This is a genomic window from Mycobacterium paraffinicum, assembly GCF_001907675.1.
GTDB lineage: Bacteria > Actinomycetota > Actinomycetes > Mycobacteriales > Mycobacteriaceae > Mycobacterium > Mycobacterium paraffinicum_A.
On record NZ_MPNT01000018.1, the window covers coordinates 1 to 14,363 of the forward strand.

The window sequence follows — 14,363 nt, forward strand, 5'->3', positions numbered from 1 at the left end:
AACTCGGGGCCGCGGGCTGGCTCAGTCCACCCGGGTGGCGTGCACTTCCCAGAACGGGGCGTGCGCCCGCGCACCTTCGAGCCAGGGCTCGATCACGCGGAAGCGCTCCAGCAACACCTGCGCCTGATCGGCCATGTCGGGATTACGCGCGGCCATCAGCTCGATGGAGTCGACGCTGACGTTGACCTGGTAGGTGGTCGTGCCGAGATACGTGATCTCCCAGCCGCCGGCGGGAAGCACGTCGCGAAAGTCGTTCTCGGACAACGACCGCAGCATCTTGAAGCCGTTGATGTTGTGTTGGCCGAACTCGAACATGTACAGCCGCGCGCCCGGCTTGGTCGCGCGGTGCAGCGCCCGCACGTAGGACTGCCGAAGCTCGGGCTCGGTGCTGAAGGTGTGGTAGAAGGCGCAGTCGACGACGGTGTCGAACCGGCCGTCGAACCCGTCCAGCTTGGTGGCATCGGCCAATTCGAAATTGACCGACACGCCGGCCTTTTCGGCGTTCGCACGCGCCCGCTCGATGGCCCCCGCCGAGCCGTCGATGCCGGTCGCCGCGTAGCCCTTCGAGGCGTAGTAGATCGCGTGATGGCCCGGCCCGGTGCCCGGGTCGAGCACCTCGCCCTTGATGGCACCTACCGCGACCAGCTGCTGGACCACCGGCTGAGGGCCGCCGATGTCCCATGGCGTGGCGATGGGCAGGCCGTGCGACGTCCGCTCATCGCGGTACATCTGCTCGAAACGGGTGGGGTCGTTAGGGTCGAAAGCGGTCGTCATGGCAGCGCGTTCACCAACTGCTCGACAGACACCCGCGGACCGGTGAAAAACGGTGTCTCCTCGCGAGTGTGCCTGCGGGCGTCGGTGGCGCGCAGCTCGCGCATCAGGTCGACGATGCGGTGCAATTCGGGGGCCTCGAAGGCCAGCAGCCATTCGTAGTCGCCCAGCGCGAACGCCGGCACCGTGTTGGCGCGCACGTCCTTGTACTCGCGGGCGGCCATGCCGTGTTCGGCGAGCATGCGGCGCCGTTCCTCGTCGGGCAGCAGGTACCACTCATAGGACCGGACGAACGGATACACGCAGATGTAGTTCCCGGGCTCCTCGCCCGCCAGAAACGCCGGGATGTGGCTCTTGTTGAACTCGGCGGGCCGATGCAGCGCCACGCTGCTCCACACCGGCGAGCAAGCCCGCCCCAGCGTGGTGGTGCGGCGGAAGTCGGCGTAGGTGGCCTGCAGCGCTTCGATGTTGTCGGCGTGGGTCCAGATCATGAAATCGGCGTCGGCCCGCAGACCCGCCACGTCGTAGAGGCCGCGCACCACGACGCCGCGCTCCTCCTGCTGCTTGAAAAACCGCGACGCGTCGTCGATCACGGCGTCGCGCTGTTCCCCGAGCTCGCCCGGCCGCACCGAGAAGACCGAGAACATCAGGTAGCGGATCGTGGCGTTGAGGGCGTCGTAGTCGAGCTTGGCCATGGAACCTATCGTGCCACTTTCAGATCGAGGGCCTCGACCGCGCGCCCGGCCGCCCCGACGCACGCCGGCACACCGATGCCGTCGAGGTAGCTGCCAGCCACGGCGAGCGTCGGTGGCAGGCCCGCCCGTATCTCGGCGACCAGCTCCGCGTGGCCCGGCCCGTACTGCGGCATGGCCTCGAGCCACCGCTGCACGCGGGCGTCGAGCGGGTCGACGGCCAGGCCGAACACGTCGACCAGGTCGCTCAACGCCCAGCCCAGCAACTCGTCGTCGGAAACGCTGCTGGCCACGTCGTCGCCGCACCGGCCGAACGACAGCCGCAGCAGCTGGGCATCCCCGCGGGCGCCCCACTTGCGCGACGAGAGCGTGATCGCCTTGCCCCGCAACCGCTCCCCGGTCGCGACCAGCACCCCCGAGCAGTCCGGGAAGGGGGTGTCGCCCGGCACGGCGAGCGCAACCACCACCGACGACGCGTTGGTGATCCGGCCGGCGGCGCCGGCGCTGCCCGGGGCGACCTCGGCGAGCAGGCGCGCCGCGCGGTGGGCCGGGACGGCCAGGATCACCGCGTCGGCGCGCCAGCGCGCGCCGGTATCGTCCAGCAGCGACCAGCCGGCCTCGGCACGGTCCAGCCGCTGCACCGCGGCCCGCACCCAGTGCGGCCGGCCGCGCCCGACGAGCGCGTCGAGCAACACCTGGTAGCCGCCGTCGAGCGCCCCGAACACTGGCTCGCCGTTCGCCGGCGGCAGCGCCTGTCGCACCTCGTCCGTCAGGCTGGGAGCGCCGCGGTCCAGGGCCGCCGCGACGCCGGGGGCCGCCGCGCGCAGCCCGATGGTGGCCGCCGAGCCCGCATACACCCCGCTCAGCAGGGGATCCACCGACCGGGTCACGACCTGCTCGCCGAACCGCTCGCCGACCAGTTCGGCCGTCGCGGGATCGCTGCCTGGTCGCCACCCGAGAGCCCGGCCGGGTTCGTCCTCGATGCGCGCGACGGTCGCCTCGTCGACCAGTCCCGCGACCGAGGCGGCCGACGACGGGATCCCGATGACCGTGCCGGTGGGCAAGGGGTGCAGGTTGCGCTGGCTGTAGATCAACGGGCGCGCGCCGGTGGACACCAGTTGGCGGTCCGACAGGCCGAGCTCGGCCATCAACGCCGGCATCTCCGGCCGGCGCAGCACGAACGCCTCGGCGCCCAGGTCCATGGTCTGCCCGCCGACGCGCTCGGTGCGCAGGATGCCGCCGAGCCGGTCGGCGGGATCGAACAGCGTGATGTCCGCGTCGTCACCCACCGCGGCGCGCAGCCGGTAGGCCGCCGTCAGCCCCGAAATCCCACCCCCGACAACGCAATACGACGGACCAGTCATAGGGAGTGGACCAGCGACACCAGATCGGTCAGCACACCGGGGTCGGTTTCCGGCAGCACGCCGTGGCCAAGGTTGAAGACGTGACCGGTCGCACCCGCGTCGACGGCCCGGCGCCCGTCGTCGACGACGGCGCGGGCGGCGCGTTCCACGGCCGGCCATCCGGCCATCAGCACTACCGGATCGAGGTTGCCCTGCAACGCGGTGCCGGGCGCGACCCGCGCGGCCGCGTCGGTCAGCGAGGTGCGCCAGTCGACGCCCACCACCGTCGAGCCGACCGTCGACATGGCGCCCAGCAGTTCGGCGGTGCCGACCCCGAAGTGCGTCATCGGCACGCCGTGTTCGGCGAGCGCGCCGAAAACCCGGGCGCTGTGCGGTTGCACGTAGCTGCGGTAGTCGGCCAGCGACAGGGCGCCCGCCCACGAGTCGAACACCTGAATGGCGTCCACCCCGGCATCGAGCTGAGTCCGCAAAAAGCCCACCGTGATGTCGGTCAGCTTCTCCATCAGCGCATGCCAGCTCTCCGGCTCGGCGAGCATCATCGCCTTGGTGCGGGCGTGGTGGCGGCTCGGGCCGCCCTCGATCAGGTAGGACGCCAGCGTGAACGGCGCCCCCGCGAACCCGATCAGCGGGACGTCGCCCAGCGCGGCCACCAGCAGCGTGACCGCGTCGGACACCGGCTGAATACGTTGCCGGTCAAGGGGTTTCATCGCATCGACGTCGGCCGCGGTGCGAACCGGAGAGGCGATCACCGGCCCGACGCCCGCGACGATGTCCAGGTCGACGCCCGCGCCGAGCAGCGGCACCACGATGTCGGAGAACAATATCGCCGCGTCGACGTCGTGCCGGCGCACCGGCTGCAGGGTGATCTCGCACACCAGCTCGGCGTCGAAACAGGCCGACAGCATGTCGGTCTGGGCCCGCAGCGCCCGGTATTCGGGCAGCGAACGACCGGCCTGCCGCATGAACCACACCGGGGGACGCGCGGGTTTGCCGCCGGTGACGGCGGCCAGATACGGCGACTCGGGGAGGTCGCGACGGGTACTCATCGCCCTCAATGCTGCCACGACGGCGACCCCGTCCCCGCGCTGCGTACTATCACGACCGTGCCAGTCAGCCACCCCCCCGTGAATTACGACGAGTTCCCCAGCCTGCGCTGCGAAGTGGGAGACAAGGGCATCCTGACGCTGGTCCTCGACGCCCCCGGCCTCAACTCGGTGGGCCCGCAGATGCACCGCGACCTGGCCGACATCTGGCCCGCAATCGCCCGCGACCCCGATGTGCGCGTGGTGCTGGTCCGCGGCGAAGGCAAGGCCTTCTCCTCCGGCGGCAGCTTCGACCTGATCGCCGAGACCATCGGCGAGTACGAGAGCCGCATCCGCATCATGCGGGAGGCCCGCGACCTCGTGCTCAACATGGTCAACTTCGACAAGCCGGTGGTCTCGGCGATCCGGGGACCGGCCGTCGGGGCGGGCCTGGTGGTGGCCCTGCTCGCCGACGTCTCGGTGGCGGGCCGCACGGCGAAACTCATCGACGGGCACACGAAGCTGGGTGTGGCCGCGGGCGACCACGCCGCGATCTGCTGGCCGCTGCTGGTCGGCATGGCCAAGGCCAAGTACTACCTGCTCACCTGCGAGACGCTGCTCGGCGAGGAGGCCGAGCGCATCGGCCTGGTGTCCACCTGCGTCGACGACGACGACGTGCTGTCCACGGCCACGCGGATCGCCGAGGACCTGGCGCGCGGGGCGCAGAACGCCATCCGCTGGACCAAGCACAGCCTCAACTACTGGTACCGCATGTTCGCGCCCGCCTTCGACACCTCGCTCGGCCTGGAGTTCCTCAGCTTCAGCGGCCCCGACGTGCAGGAGGGCCTGGCCGCGCACCGCGAGAAGCGACCCGCCCGATTTACCGGCGGAAACGCCTCCTGAACTGGCTCGATACGCCCCGATGCGCTCTGGTAACGGCTTGGTCGCGGTCGGCGCGCCTGGTTTCGCCTGTCGGCCGATGGGTCTACCGTCGGACCCTGTGACCCGAGCCGCGACGACGAAGAGCGCCCGGGATGAACAGGAGCGGCGCCAAGTGACCTCAGCTGAACCGGAGCCATTCCGCGAGGCGGTAGCGGCGATGAACGGCGTCACCGTGCGGCCGGAACTCGAGCTGGGCCCGATCCGTCCGCCCCAACGCCTGGCGCCGTACAGCTACGCGCTGGGGGCCGAGGTCAAACATCCCGACCGCGAGATCGTCCCCGAGCGGTCCGACGGCGACGCCTTCGGCCGGCTGATCCTGCTCTACGACCCGGAAGGCGCCGACGCGTGGGACGGCACCATCCGCCTGGTCGCCTACATCCAGGCCGATCTGGACCCCAGCGAGGCCGTCGACCCCCTGCTGCCCGAGGTGGCGTGGAGCTGGCTGGTGGAGGCGCTGGAGTCCCGGATGGAGCAGATCACCGCCCTGGGCGGCACCGTCACCGCGACCACCTCGGTGCGCTACGGGGACATCTCCGGGCCGCCGCGCGCCCATCAGTTGGAGCTGCGGGCGTCGTGGACGGCGACCACGCCGCAGGTCGGCGTACATGTCGAAGCCTTCTGTGAGGTACTGGAACACGCGGCGGGCCTCCCACCGACGGGCGTCACCGATCTGAGCTCCCGGTCACGCGCCTGACATGTGCGAACCGGAGGCCCCCGGGCCCGGCAGCACTGAGCCCGACAGCAACGAGCCCCAGCCCACGCCGCTGCTGCACCCCGCCGAAGGGATTCCCGACCTCTCGGTGACGGTCCGCCAGATCCAGGAGGCCGCGAAGCTCCTCGAGCGTGGCCGCGGACCGTTCGCCGTCGACGCCGAGCGGGCGTCGGGTTTTCGGTACTCCAACCGGGCCTACCTCATTCAGATCCGCCGGGCCGGCGCCGGCACGGTGCTCATCGACCCGGTCAGCCACGGGGCCGACCCGCTGGAGGCGCTGCGCCCCGTCGCCGAGGTGCTGAGCGAAGACGAATGGATCCTGCATTCCGCCGACCAGGACTTGCCCTGCCTGGCGGAGGTCGGCTTGCGGCCGCCGGCCCTGTATGACACCGAGCTGGCCGGGCGGCTGGCCGGTTTCGAGCGGGTGAACCTCGCGACCATGGTGGAGCGGCTGCTGGGTTCCGGGCTGGCCAAGGGCCACGGTGCGGCCGACTGGTCCAAGCGCCCGCTGCCCGAGGAATGGCTCAACTACGCCGCGCTGGATGTGGAACTGCTCATCGAACTGCGCGCCGCGGTGGCCGACGTCCTGGCCGAGCAGGGCAAAACCGGTTGGGCCGCAGAGGAATTCGACTATCTGCGGGCGGTGGGGTCGCGGGATCCCAGCGCGGCGGCGCGGCCCGACCGGTGGCGGCGCACGTCGGGGATTCACCGGGTGCGCGACCAGCGGGCCCTGGCCGCGGTTCGCGAGCTGTGGCTGACACGCGACCGCATCGCCCAGCGCCGCGACATCGCGCCGCGACGCATCCTGCCGGACTCGGCGATCATCGAGGCCGCCATCGCCGACCCGAAGACGATCGAGGACCTCACCGCGCTGCCGGTGTTCGGCGGGCGCAATCAACGCCGCAGCGCGGCCACCTGGCTGGGGGCGCTGGAGGCGGCCCGCCGAACCAAGAACCCGCCCGCCGACGCCGAAGCGCCCAACGGCCCGCCACCGCCGGCCCGCTGGAGCCGGCGCAAACCCGAGGCCGCCGCGCGACTGGAGGCGGCGCGGGCGGCGCTGTCGCGGGTGTCGGAGCGGGTCAACGTACCCACCGAAAACCTGGTCTCGCCCGATCTGGTGCGGCGGCTGTGCTGGGACTGGGAGCCGGCGCCCGACCCCCTCGATGCCGTCGAGACGTTCCTGCGCGCCGGCCAGGCCCGGCGGTGGCAGCGGGAACTGGTGGATCCCCCGCTGGCCGAGGCCCTGCAGCCGCCGGCCGAGCCGCAGCCCGAGAACACCGAAATCGACGGCAGCGCGCAAAACGCCACTTAGTCGAGGTGTTCGCGGATCTCCGCTTCGGTGACGGAGCTGCCCAAGGCGGCCACCCAACCGGTGATCCGGCGGGCCACGTCCTGATCGGTCAGCCCGAGGTCGGCCAGCAGCTCACCCCGCGAGGCGTGCTCGTAGAACCGCTGCGGCAGGCCGACGTCGCGGCACGGAACGTCGATCTCGGCCCCGCGCAGCGCGGCGGACACCGCCGACCCCACGCCGCCGTTGACCCCGTTGTCCTCGCACGTGACGACCAGTTTGTGCTGCGCGGCCAGCTCGAGCACGCCGTCGGACACCGGTAGCACCCAGCGCGGGTCGATCACCGTCACGCCGATCCCCTGGTTGTGCAGCCGCTTGGCCACCTCCAACGCCATCGGGACGAACGCGCCGACGCCCACCAGCAGCACGTCGTGATTCAAGCCGGCGGCCGGCACCGCCAGCACGTCCACACCCGAGCGCCGCTCAAGCGCCGGAATGTCTTCCCCCACATCACCTTTGGGGAACCGCAGGGCGGTCGGGCCGTCGTCGACGTCGAGGGCCTCACCGAGCTCCTCGCGCAGCCGGGTGGCGTCCCGGGGTGCCGCCACCCGCATGCCCGGCACGATGCCCAGCATCGACAAGTCCCACATGCCGTTGTGGCTGGCGCCGTCCGAACCGGTGATGCCGGCGCGGTCCAGCACCAGGGTGACGGGCAGCTTGTGCAGCGCCACATCCATCATGATCTGGTCGAAGGCGCGGTTGAGGAAAGTCGAGTAGATGGCCACCACGGGGTGCAACCCGCCCATCGCCAGGCCCGCGGCCGACGTCAGGGCGTGCTGCTCGGCGATGCCCACGTCGAACAGCCGATCGGGGAACTGTTGGCCGAAGGCGCTCAGGCCGGTCGGGCCCGGCATGGCCGCGGTGATGGCCACGATGTCGCGGCGCTTCTTGGCGTAGCCGATGAGCGCGTCGGAGAAGGTGGCGGTCCAGCCGGGGCCGGCGACCTTGGTGGCCTGCCCGGTGATCGGGTCGATCACGCCGCAGGAGTGCATCTGCTCGGCCTCGTCGTCCTCGGCCGGGCCGAAGCCCATGCCCTTGCGGGTGACGACGTGCACGATCACCGGCCGCCCGAAACCGCGCGCGTGCCGCAGCGCCGCCTCCACCGCGCGTTCGTCGTGGCCGTCCACCGGTCCCACGTACTTCAGCCCGAGGTCGGTGAACAGCAGCTGCGGGGACAGCGAATCCTTGATGCCTGCCTTGACGCTGTGCATGAACCGGTAGGCCAGCTCGCCGAAGAACGGCATCGAGCGCACCGCGTCGCGGCCCTTCTCCAGCGCCTGCTCGTAGGCCGGCTGCAGCCGCAGGGTGGCCAGGTGGTCGGCGACACCGCCGATCGTCGGCGCGTAGCTGCGGCCGTTGTCGTTGACGACGATGATCACCGGGCGGCGCGACGCGGCGATGTTGTTCAGCGCCTCCCAGCACATACCGCCGGTGAGCGCGCCGTCGCCGACGACGGCGACCACGTGCCGGTTGCGGTGGCCGGTCAGCTCGAACGCCTTGGCCAGGCCGTCCGCGTACGACAGCGCGGCGCTGGCGTGGCTGGACTCGACCCAGTCGTGTTCGCTCTCGGCGCGCGACGGATAGCCCGACAGGCCGCCCTTCTTGCGCAGGCTCTCGAAGTCCTGGGCGCGGCCGGTCAGCATCTTGTGGACGTACGCCTGATGACCGGTGTCGAACACGATCGGGTCGTGCGGCGAGTCGAACACCCGATGCAGCGCCAGCGTCAGTTCGACCACGCCGAGGTTGGGCCCTAGGTGTCCCCCGGTCGCAGCGACCTTGTGGATCAGGAACTGGCGGATCTCGGCGGCCAGTTCGCGCAGCTGCGGTTGGGACAGGTGTTGCAGATCAGCGGGCCCGCGGATCTGTTCCAGCATCCCGATAGTCTACGCAGCCGGCGCGGGAACGACAGGGAAGCAACTCGGCGGGCGGCAGGCCTACGAACGGCCGAAGAGCTCGGCCAGGCTGTCGTGAAGTTCGGGATCTGCCAGCACAACGACCTCGTCGCCGGCCCGAAGCTCGGTGTCGCCCCGGACCGGCACCAGGCCGGTGGTGCGGACCACGATGCTCACCCAGATGTCGCCGACCCGGTCACTGAGCCCCTCGACCGTGCACCCCTCGGCGGTCGACCCACGGGCGACGCTGAAGCGATGGACCCCCTCGGGTTCGTCCGCGAGCCGGACGCCGATCTCCCACGGCTGGGTCTGCACGGTGCGCATGGGCAGGCGGAGCAGCCGGGCGACACCGGGCACCGAGCTGCCCTGCACCAGCACCGAGAAGATGACGACGACGACCACGATGCCGTAGAGGCGTTCGGCGTCGGGGACATGGGCGGCCCGCAGGAACTCCCCCAGCAGGATCGGCACCGCGCCCTTGAGCCCGGCGTAGAGGACGAAGACGCGCTCGTTGCGCTGCAGCCGGATCGGGACCAGGCAGGAGCCCACCGCCAGCGGCCGAATGACCAGTGTCAGGGCGACACCGAGGGCGAGCCCCGGGATCCATACGTCGGGATGGGCGAGCACGGCGATGTCGACGGTCAGGCCGAGAACGGCGAACGCGACGATTTCGGCGAGGCCGGCCAGGGCGGCGTGGAACCGCTTGATCTCCGGCTTGTACGGCGCGCGGGCGTCACCGATCACGATGCCCGCGACGAACACGGCCAGGAACCCCGAGCCGTGCGCGAGCGTGGCGATGCCGTACAGCATCAGGCTGCATGCGAGCGTTCGCAGGGGGTAGAGGCCTTCGCTCGGCAGGGCGACCCGGCGCATGAAGACGAGCAGGACCCGGCCGCCGATCACCCCGACGGCCAGACCGACCGCCATTTGCAGTGTGAATTGCGTTCCCATCCCGACGAATCCGGCCGCGCTGAGGCCACCGGCGGCGATCAGGCTGGACATCAACGAGATGCCGACCGGATCATTGGCACCGGACTCGCCCTCCAGGATGGTGCCGCTGCGGCCCCTGATCTCACGTTTGCCCAGCACCGAAAAGACCACGGCGGGATCGGTGGGGGCCACCGCGGTTGCGACGAGCACCGCGGGGAACCAGCTGACCCCGCATGCGTAATGCAGCATCACCGCGGCACCGGCGGCGGTGAAGGCGGTGCCCACGACCCCGAGCGACAGGATGGGGGCAACCGCCGCGCGGAACCGGGCGGGACCGATGTGCATGCCGCCGTCGAACAACACCAGCACCAGCGCGATGGTGATGACCCGCTCCACGATCCGCTCGGACGGCGGCTGCACCACGGGCACGGTGTGCACCGCCACCGCCGTTCCGACCAGCACGAGCAGGGGCACCGGAATTTTGAACCGCTCGGTCAGACGGTTCGCGAGCACCGCAACCAAACCGACGGCGCTGCAGAACAACACGATCAGCGCGTAACGAAGTGTCTCGGTCACGATGGCCGCAGTCCCACACCGCTGGGTGCGTCGACGGGCGCGGCCCGCTCTTCGGTGGTAGGCACCTAAGCCTTTCGGTCGGTCGACAGGGACATCGCCGACCAGACTTCCCGGCACACCGTGAGGGAGTCTATCGGCTGCGGCGGGTCAACAGTGCGACGCATTCGGTGTGATGCGTGAGCGGGAAGGCGTCGAAGACCTTGATCTTCTCGACGGCATAGCCCTGGCCGAGGTAGAGGCCGATGTCGCGCGCGAAAGACGCCGCCTCGCAACCGATGTGCACCACCCGCGGAACCCCGGCGGCAGCCAGCAGCTCGATGACTTCGCGCCCGGCGCCGGCGCGGGGCGGATCGAGCACCGCCACGTCGGCGCTGCAGCGTTGCGCGCCGAGCGCCCGGCGCACCGAGTCGGTGACGACCTGCACCTGCGGCAGGCCGTCCAGCGCGGCGCGGGCGGATCGCGTCGCCGCCCGAGACGTGTCCACGGTCAGCACCCGCCCGGACTCCCCGACCGCGACGCCAAGCGCCGCGGCGAAAACGCCCGCGCCGCCGTACAGATCCCACGCGGTCATGCCTGCGCCCGGTTGCGCCCAGTCGGTGACCAGCCGGCTGTAGACGGCGGCCGCGCCGCGGTGCGCCTGCCAGAAGGCAGTCACCGGAATCTGCCAGCTGCGCCCGTCCACCCGCTGGATCGCCTCGTAGCCGCCCTCGACGACCTTGGTCGCGGTCCGTTTGCCCTGCTTCAGCGTGCGCACGACGTGACGCGCGCCGTCGTCGTCGACGACCACGTGCAGCTGCGCCGTCGGGGGCCAGTCCGATTCGGCGAGCCCGTCGAGCATGCCGGGCGGCAACTGCGCGCAGCGCAGATCGGTCACCAGCTCGTCGCTGTGATAGCGGTGAAAGCCGGGGCGACGGTCGCCGCCCACATCCAGCCGGACCCGCGTGCGCCACCCCGTCGGCCCCGAATCCGACATCGGATCGGCCTCGCCGGTCCACCGATGCCCGCCCAGTCGCTCCAGCTGGTTGGCGACGACCTGCGCCTTGAGCGCCCGCGCCGCCTCCGGCGCGGCGAACGCCAAGTCGCAACACCCGGCCCCGTCCACCCCGGCGATGGGGCACAGCGGCTCGACGCGGTCGTCGGACGGCTCCAGCACGTCGAAAGCCTCGGCGTGCCAATAGGATCCGCGGTCGGCGGTCACCCGCGCCCGCACTCGCTCACCCGGCAGCGCGTAGCGGACGAACACCACGCGCCCTTCGTGGTGCGCCACGCAGCTGCCGCCGTTGGCCGGGGCGCCGGTCACCAGCGTGAGTTCCTGGTACGTCAATCGAAGATTCCCCGCCGAGTGTCGCCCGGGGCCACGTGCGGCTGCAGGGTCTGTAGCCGCTCCGACGAATTCAATTGCCACGGAACCGAAGTCACCATCACGTTGGGCATGAACAGCAGCCGGCCCTTGAGCCGCAGCGCGCTCTGGTTGTGCAGCACCTGCTCCCACCAATGCCCCACCACGTACTCGGGGATGAACACGGTGACGACGGTGCGCGGCGACTCCTTGCTGACCCGCTTGACGTAATCGAGTATGGGGCGGGTGATTTCGCGGTAGGGCGAGGCGATGACCTTCAGCGGCACGCTGATGTCGCTTTCCTCCCACTGGTGCACCAGCTCGCGGGTCTCGGCATCGTCGACGCTGACGGTGAGCGCCTCGAGCACATCGGGACGGGTCGCGCGGGCGTAGGCCAGCGCCCGCAGCGTCGGCAGGTGCAGCTTGGACACCAGCACCAGGGCGTGGTTGCGGCTGGGCAGCACCACGTCGTGCTGGGTGGCCGCCTGCTCCTCCAGCTCCCGGGTGACGGTGCCGTAGTGCCGGTGGATCATCTTCATGATCAAGAACAGCAATCCCATCGCGAACAGCGCGATCCACGCGCCGGCGACGAACTTGGTGACCAGCACGACCAACAAAACGGCGCCGGTGGAGAGCAATCCGACCGTATTGACGACCCGGGAGCGCATCATCTTGCGCCGCGCCCGCGGATCTGTCTCGGTGCGCAGCAGCCGGGTCCAGTGCCGCACCATGCCGATCTGGCTCAGCGTGAAGGAAATGAACACCCCGACGATGTACAGCTGGATCAGGGCGGTGACCTCCGCACGGAACGCGACGATCGCCAACAGCGCCGCACCGGACAGGAACAGGATGCCGTTGGAGAACGCCAACCGGTCGCCGCGGGTGTGCAGCTGACGCGGCAGATAACTGTGCTGCGCCAGGACCGAACCGAGCACCGGGAAACCGTTGAACGCGGTGTTGGCCGCCAGCACCAGGATGAGCGCGGTGACCGTGGCGATCAGCAGGAAGCCGATGTGGAAACTGCCGAACACCGTTTCGGCCAGCTGGGTGACCAGCGTCTTCTGGTAATAGCCGGGCGGCGCACCGGTCAGCTGCCGGGCGGGATCCTCGACCAGCTGGACCCGGATCTTCTGGGCCAGCACGATGATGCCCATCAGCAGGATCACCGCGATCCCGCCGAGCATCAGCAGCGTCGTCGCCGCGTTGCGCGACTTGGGCTTCTCGAACGCCGGAACGCCGTTGCTGATCGCCTCCACACCGGTCAGCGCCGCGCAGCCCGAGGAAAAGGACCGCGCCACCAGGAACGCCAGCGCGAAGCCGACGACCTGCCCGTGCTCGGCGTGCATCTGGAAGCCGGCGGACTCCGCCCGCAGCGGGTTGCCCAGCACGAAGATCCGAATCAGGCCCCAGCCGATCATGACGAAAACGCCGACGATGAACGCATACGTCGGGATCGCGAACGCCACCCCGGACTCCCGGATGCCGCGCAGGTTCAGCGCCATCACCAGCAGGATGGACGCCACGCAGAACCAGACCTTGTGCTGGGCCACGATCGGGATGGCGGAGCCGATGTTCGCCATCGCCGACGCCGTCGAAACGGCAACGGTCAGAACGTAATCCACCATCAGCGCGCTCGCGACCACCAGGCCGGCGGTATCGCCGAGATTGGTGGTGACGACCTCGTAGTCACCCCCGCCCGACGGGTAGGCGTGCACGTTCTGCCGATAGCTGGCGACCACCACCAGCATCACCGCGGCCACGGCGAGGCCGATCCAGGGCGTCAACGCATACGCCGTCACGCCGGCCACCGAGAGCATCAGGAAGACCTCTTCAGGCGCGTACGCCACCGAGGACAACGCATCGGAGGCGAACACCGGTAAGGCGATCCGCTTGGGCAGCAGGGTGTGACTCAGCCGGTCGCTTCGGAACGGCCGGCCAATCAGCAACCGACGCGCTGCGGTTGAAAGTTTGGACACGAGAGCCAAGAGTAAGCCCACACGGGTTTGGCGGTAGCTTCGTAGGCGAGAATGTTTGCCGACCCGAAATCGGCTGTCCGACGTGGGTTGCCGATGGGAGACGCAGGACGCGGCCGAGAGGATCGGAAGTGCGAGTAGTGGTGATGGGCTGCGGCCGCGTCGGTTCCTCGGTGGCCGACGGGCTATCGCGGATCGGCCACGACGTCGCGGTCATCGACCGCGACAGCACCGCCTTCAACCGGCTCAGCCCGGAATACGCCGGCGAGCGGGTGCTGGGGCAGGGGTTTGACCGCGACGTGCTGCTGAGGGCCGGCATCGAGGAGGCGGAGGCGTTTGCCGCCGTGTCGTCCGGGGATAACTCGAACATCATCTCGGCGCGGCTGGCCCGGGAGACCTTCGGCGTCAAGCGCGTGGTCGCCCGGATCTACGACGCCAAGCGCGCCGAGGTCTACGAACGCCTCGGCATTCCCACGATCGCCACCGTGCCCTGGACCACCGATCGCCTGCTCAACGCGCTGCTGCGGGACACCGAAACCGCCAAGTGGCGGGACCCGACCGGCACGGTGGCCGTCGCCGAGGTCGTCCTGCACGAGGAGTGGATCGGGCACCGGGTCACCGACCTCGAGCAGGCCACCGGCGCCCGCGTCGCCTTCCTGATCCGGTTCGGCGCCGGCGTCTTGCCGGAACCGAAGACGGTCCTGCAAGCCGGTGATCAGGTCTACGTCGCGGCGATCTCCGGCCGCGTGGCCGAGGCCGTGGCCATCGCGGCCCTGCCCCCCAGCGAAGACCTCGGTTAAGG

12 protein-coding genes are annotated in these 14,363 nt (G+C 70.3%); 4 read left to right on the plus strand and 8 right to left on the minus strand.

The genetic code is table 11. From position 1 onward, the window contains the following. Positions 1-21: 21 nt before the first annotated feature. The 4 genes from BRW65_RS18955 to hemE are packed head-to-tail and all read right to left on the minus strand — an operon-like array spanning position 22 to position 3,873. Positions 22-774 (minus strand): class I SAM-dependent methyltransferase, encoded by a 753-nt coding sequence (locus BRW65_RS18955; protein WP_073877282.1) that lies wholly within the window; start codon positions 772-774, stop codon positions 22-24. After that, positions 771-1,466 carry a hydrogen peroxide-dependent heme synthase gene (gene hemQ / locus BRW65_RS18960; RefSeq protein ID WP_073877284.1) on the minus strand — a complete coding sequence of 232 codons (696 nt, stop codon included), beginning with the start codon at positions 1,464-1,466 and terminating at the stop codon, positions 771-773. The genes BRW65_RS18955 and hemQ overlap by 4 nt, the downstream gene beginning before the upstream one ends. Positions 1,467-1,471: 5 nt before the next feature. Then, positions 1,472-2,827, minus strand: coding sequence for a protoporphyrinogen oxidase (locus tag BRW65_RS18965; RefSeq protein WP_073877286.1), 1,356 nt, complete (start codon positions 2,825-2,827; stop codon positions 1,472-1,474). Continuing rightward, entirely contained in the window at positions 2,824-3,873 is a 1,050-nt protein-coding gene (hemE, locus tag BRW65_RS18970; protein WP_073877288.1) for a uroporphyrinogen decarboxylase, read from the minus strand. The genes BRW65_RS18965 and hemE overlap by 4 nt, the downstream gene beginning before the upstream one ends. 57 nt (positions 3,874-3,930) lie before the next feature. Between hemE and BRW65_RS18975 the strand changes: the two genes are divergently transcribed. From BRW65_RS18975 to BRW65_RS18985, 3 genes are all read left to right on the plus strand, one after another. Continuing rightward, complete coding sequence (locus BRW65_RS18975) at positions 3,931-4,752, plus strand: enoyl-CoA hydratase/isomerase family protein (protein ID WP_073877290.1); 822 nt, start codon at positions 3,931-3,933, stop codon at positions 4,750-4,752. A 76-nt stretch (positions 4,753-4,828) separates the two neighbouring features. Continuing rightward, positions 4,829-5,485 carry a DUF3000 domain-containing protein gene (locus BRW65_RS18980; protein WP_073877292.1) on the plus strand — a complete coding sequence of 219 codons (657 nt, stop codon included), beginning with the start codon at positions 4,829-4,831 and terminating at the stop codon, positions 5,483-5,485. A 1-nt stretch (position 5,486) separates the two neighbouring features. Then, positions 5,487-6,815: an HRDC domain-containing protein gene (locus BRW65_RS18985; RefSeq protein WP_073877294.1), complete on the plus strand. Its 1,329-nt coding sequence runs from the start codon at positions 5,487-5,489 to the stop codon at positions 6,813-6,815. On the opposite strand, the gene dxs is transcribed toward BRW65_RS18985, so the two are convergent. From dxs to BRW65_RS19005, 4 genes are all read right to left on the minus strand, one after another. Next, on the minus strand, positions 6,812-8,725 hold the full coding sequence (dxs, locus tag BRW65_RS18990) for a 1-deoxy-D-xylulose-5-phosphate synthase (protein ID WP_073877296.1): 1,914 nt from the start codon (positions 8,723-8,725) through the stop codon (positions 6,812-6,814). The two genes, BRW65_RS18985 and dxs, sit on opposite strands and share 4 nt — an antisense overlap. A 60-nt stretch (positions 8,726-8,785) precedes the next feature. Continuing rightward, entirely contained in the window at positions 8,786-10,249 is a 1,464-nt protein-coding gene (locus BRW65_RS18995) for a potassium/proton antiporter (protein ID WP_073877298.1), read from the minus strand. A 130-nt stretch (positions 10,250-10,379) separates the two neighbouring features. Next, positions 10,380-11,573: a class I SAM-dependent RNA methyltransferase gene (locus BRW65_RS19000; RefSeq protein ID WP_073877300.1), complete on the minus strand. Its 1,194-nt coding sequence runs from the start codon at positions 11,571-11,573 to the stop codon at positions 10,380-10,382. After that, positions 11,570-13,564, minus strand: coding sequence for an APC family permease (locus tag BRW65_RS19005; protein ID WP_073877302.1), 1,995 nt, complete (start codon positions 13,562-13,564; stop codon positions 11,570-11,572). The genes BRW65_RS19000 and BRW65_RS19005 overlap by 4 nt, the downstream gene beginning before the upstream one ends. A 128-nt stretch (positions 13,565-13,692) precedes the next feature. Between BRW65_RS19005 and BRW65_RS19010 the strand changes: the two genes are divergently transcribed. Next, on the plus strand, positions 13,693-14,361 hold the full coding sequence (locus tag BRW65_RS19010) for a potassium channel family protein (RefSeq protein ID WP_167374071.1): 669 nt from the start codon (positions 13,693-13,695) through the stop codon (positions 14,359-14,361). The last annotated feature ends 2 nt before the right edge of the window (positions 14,362-14,363 follow it).

Bases quoted from the DNA above. Each gene is read 5' to 3' on its own strand.
- BRW65_RS18985 (WP_073877294.1), top strand. From the start codon at position 5,487: ATGTGCGAACCGGAGGCCCCCGGGCCCGGCAGCACTGAGCCCGACAGC.
- dxs (WP_073877296.1), bottom strand. From the start codon at position 8,725: ATGCTGGAACAGATCCGCGGGCCCGCTGATCTGCAACACCTGTCCCAA.
- hemE (WP_073877288.1), bottom strand. From the start codon at position 3,873: ATGAGTACCCGTCGCGACCTCCCCGAGTCGCCGTATCTGGCCGCCGTC.
- hemQ (WP_073877284.1), bottom strand. From the start codon at position 1,466: ATGGCCAAGCTCGACTACGACGCCCTCAACGCCACGATCCGCTACCTG.
- BRW65_RS18965 (WP_073877286.1), bottom strand. From the start codon at position 2,827: ATGACTGGTCCGTCGTATTGCGTTGTCGGGGGTGGGATTTCGGGGCTG.
- BRW65_RS18980 (WP_073877292.1), top strand. From the start codon at position 4,829: ATGGGTCTACCGTCGGACCCTGTGACCCGAGCCGCGACGACGAAGAGC.
- BRW65_RS18955 (WP_073877282.1), bottom strand. From the start codon at position 774: ATGACGACCGCTTTCGACCCTAACGACCCCACCCGTTTCGAGCAGATG.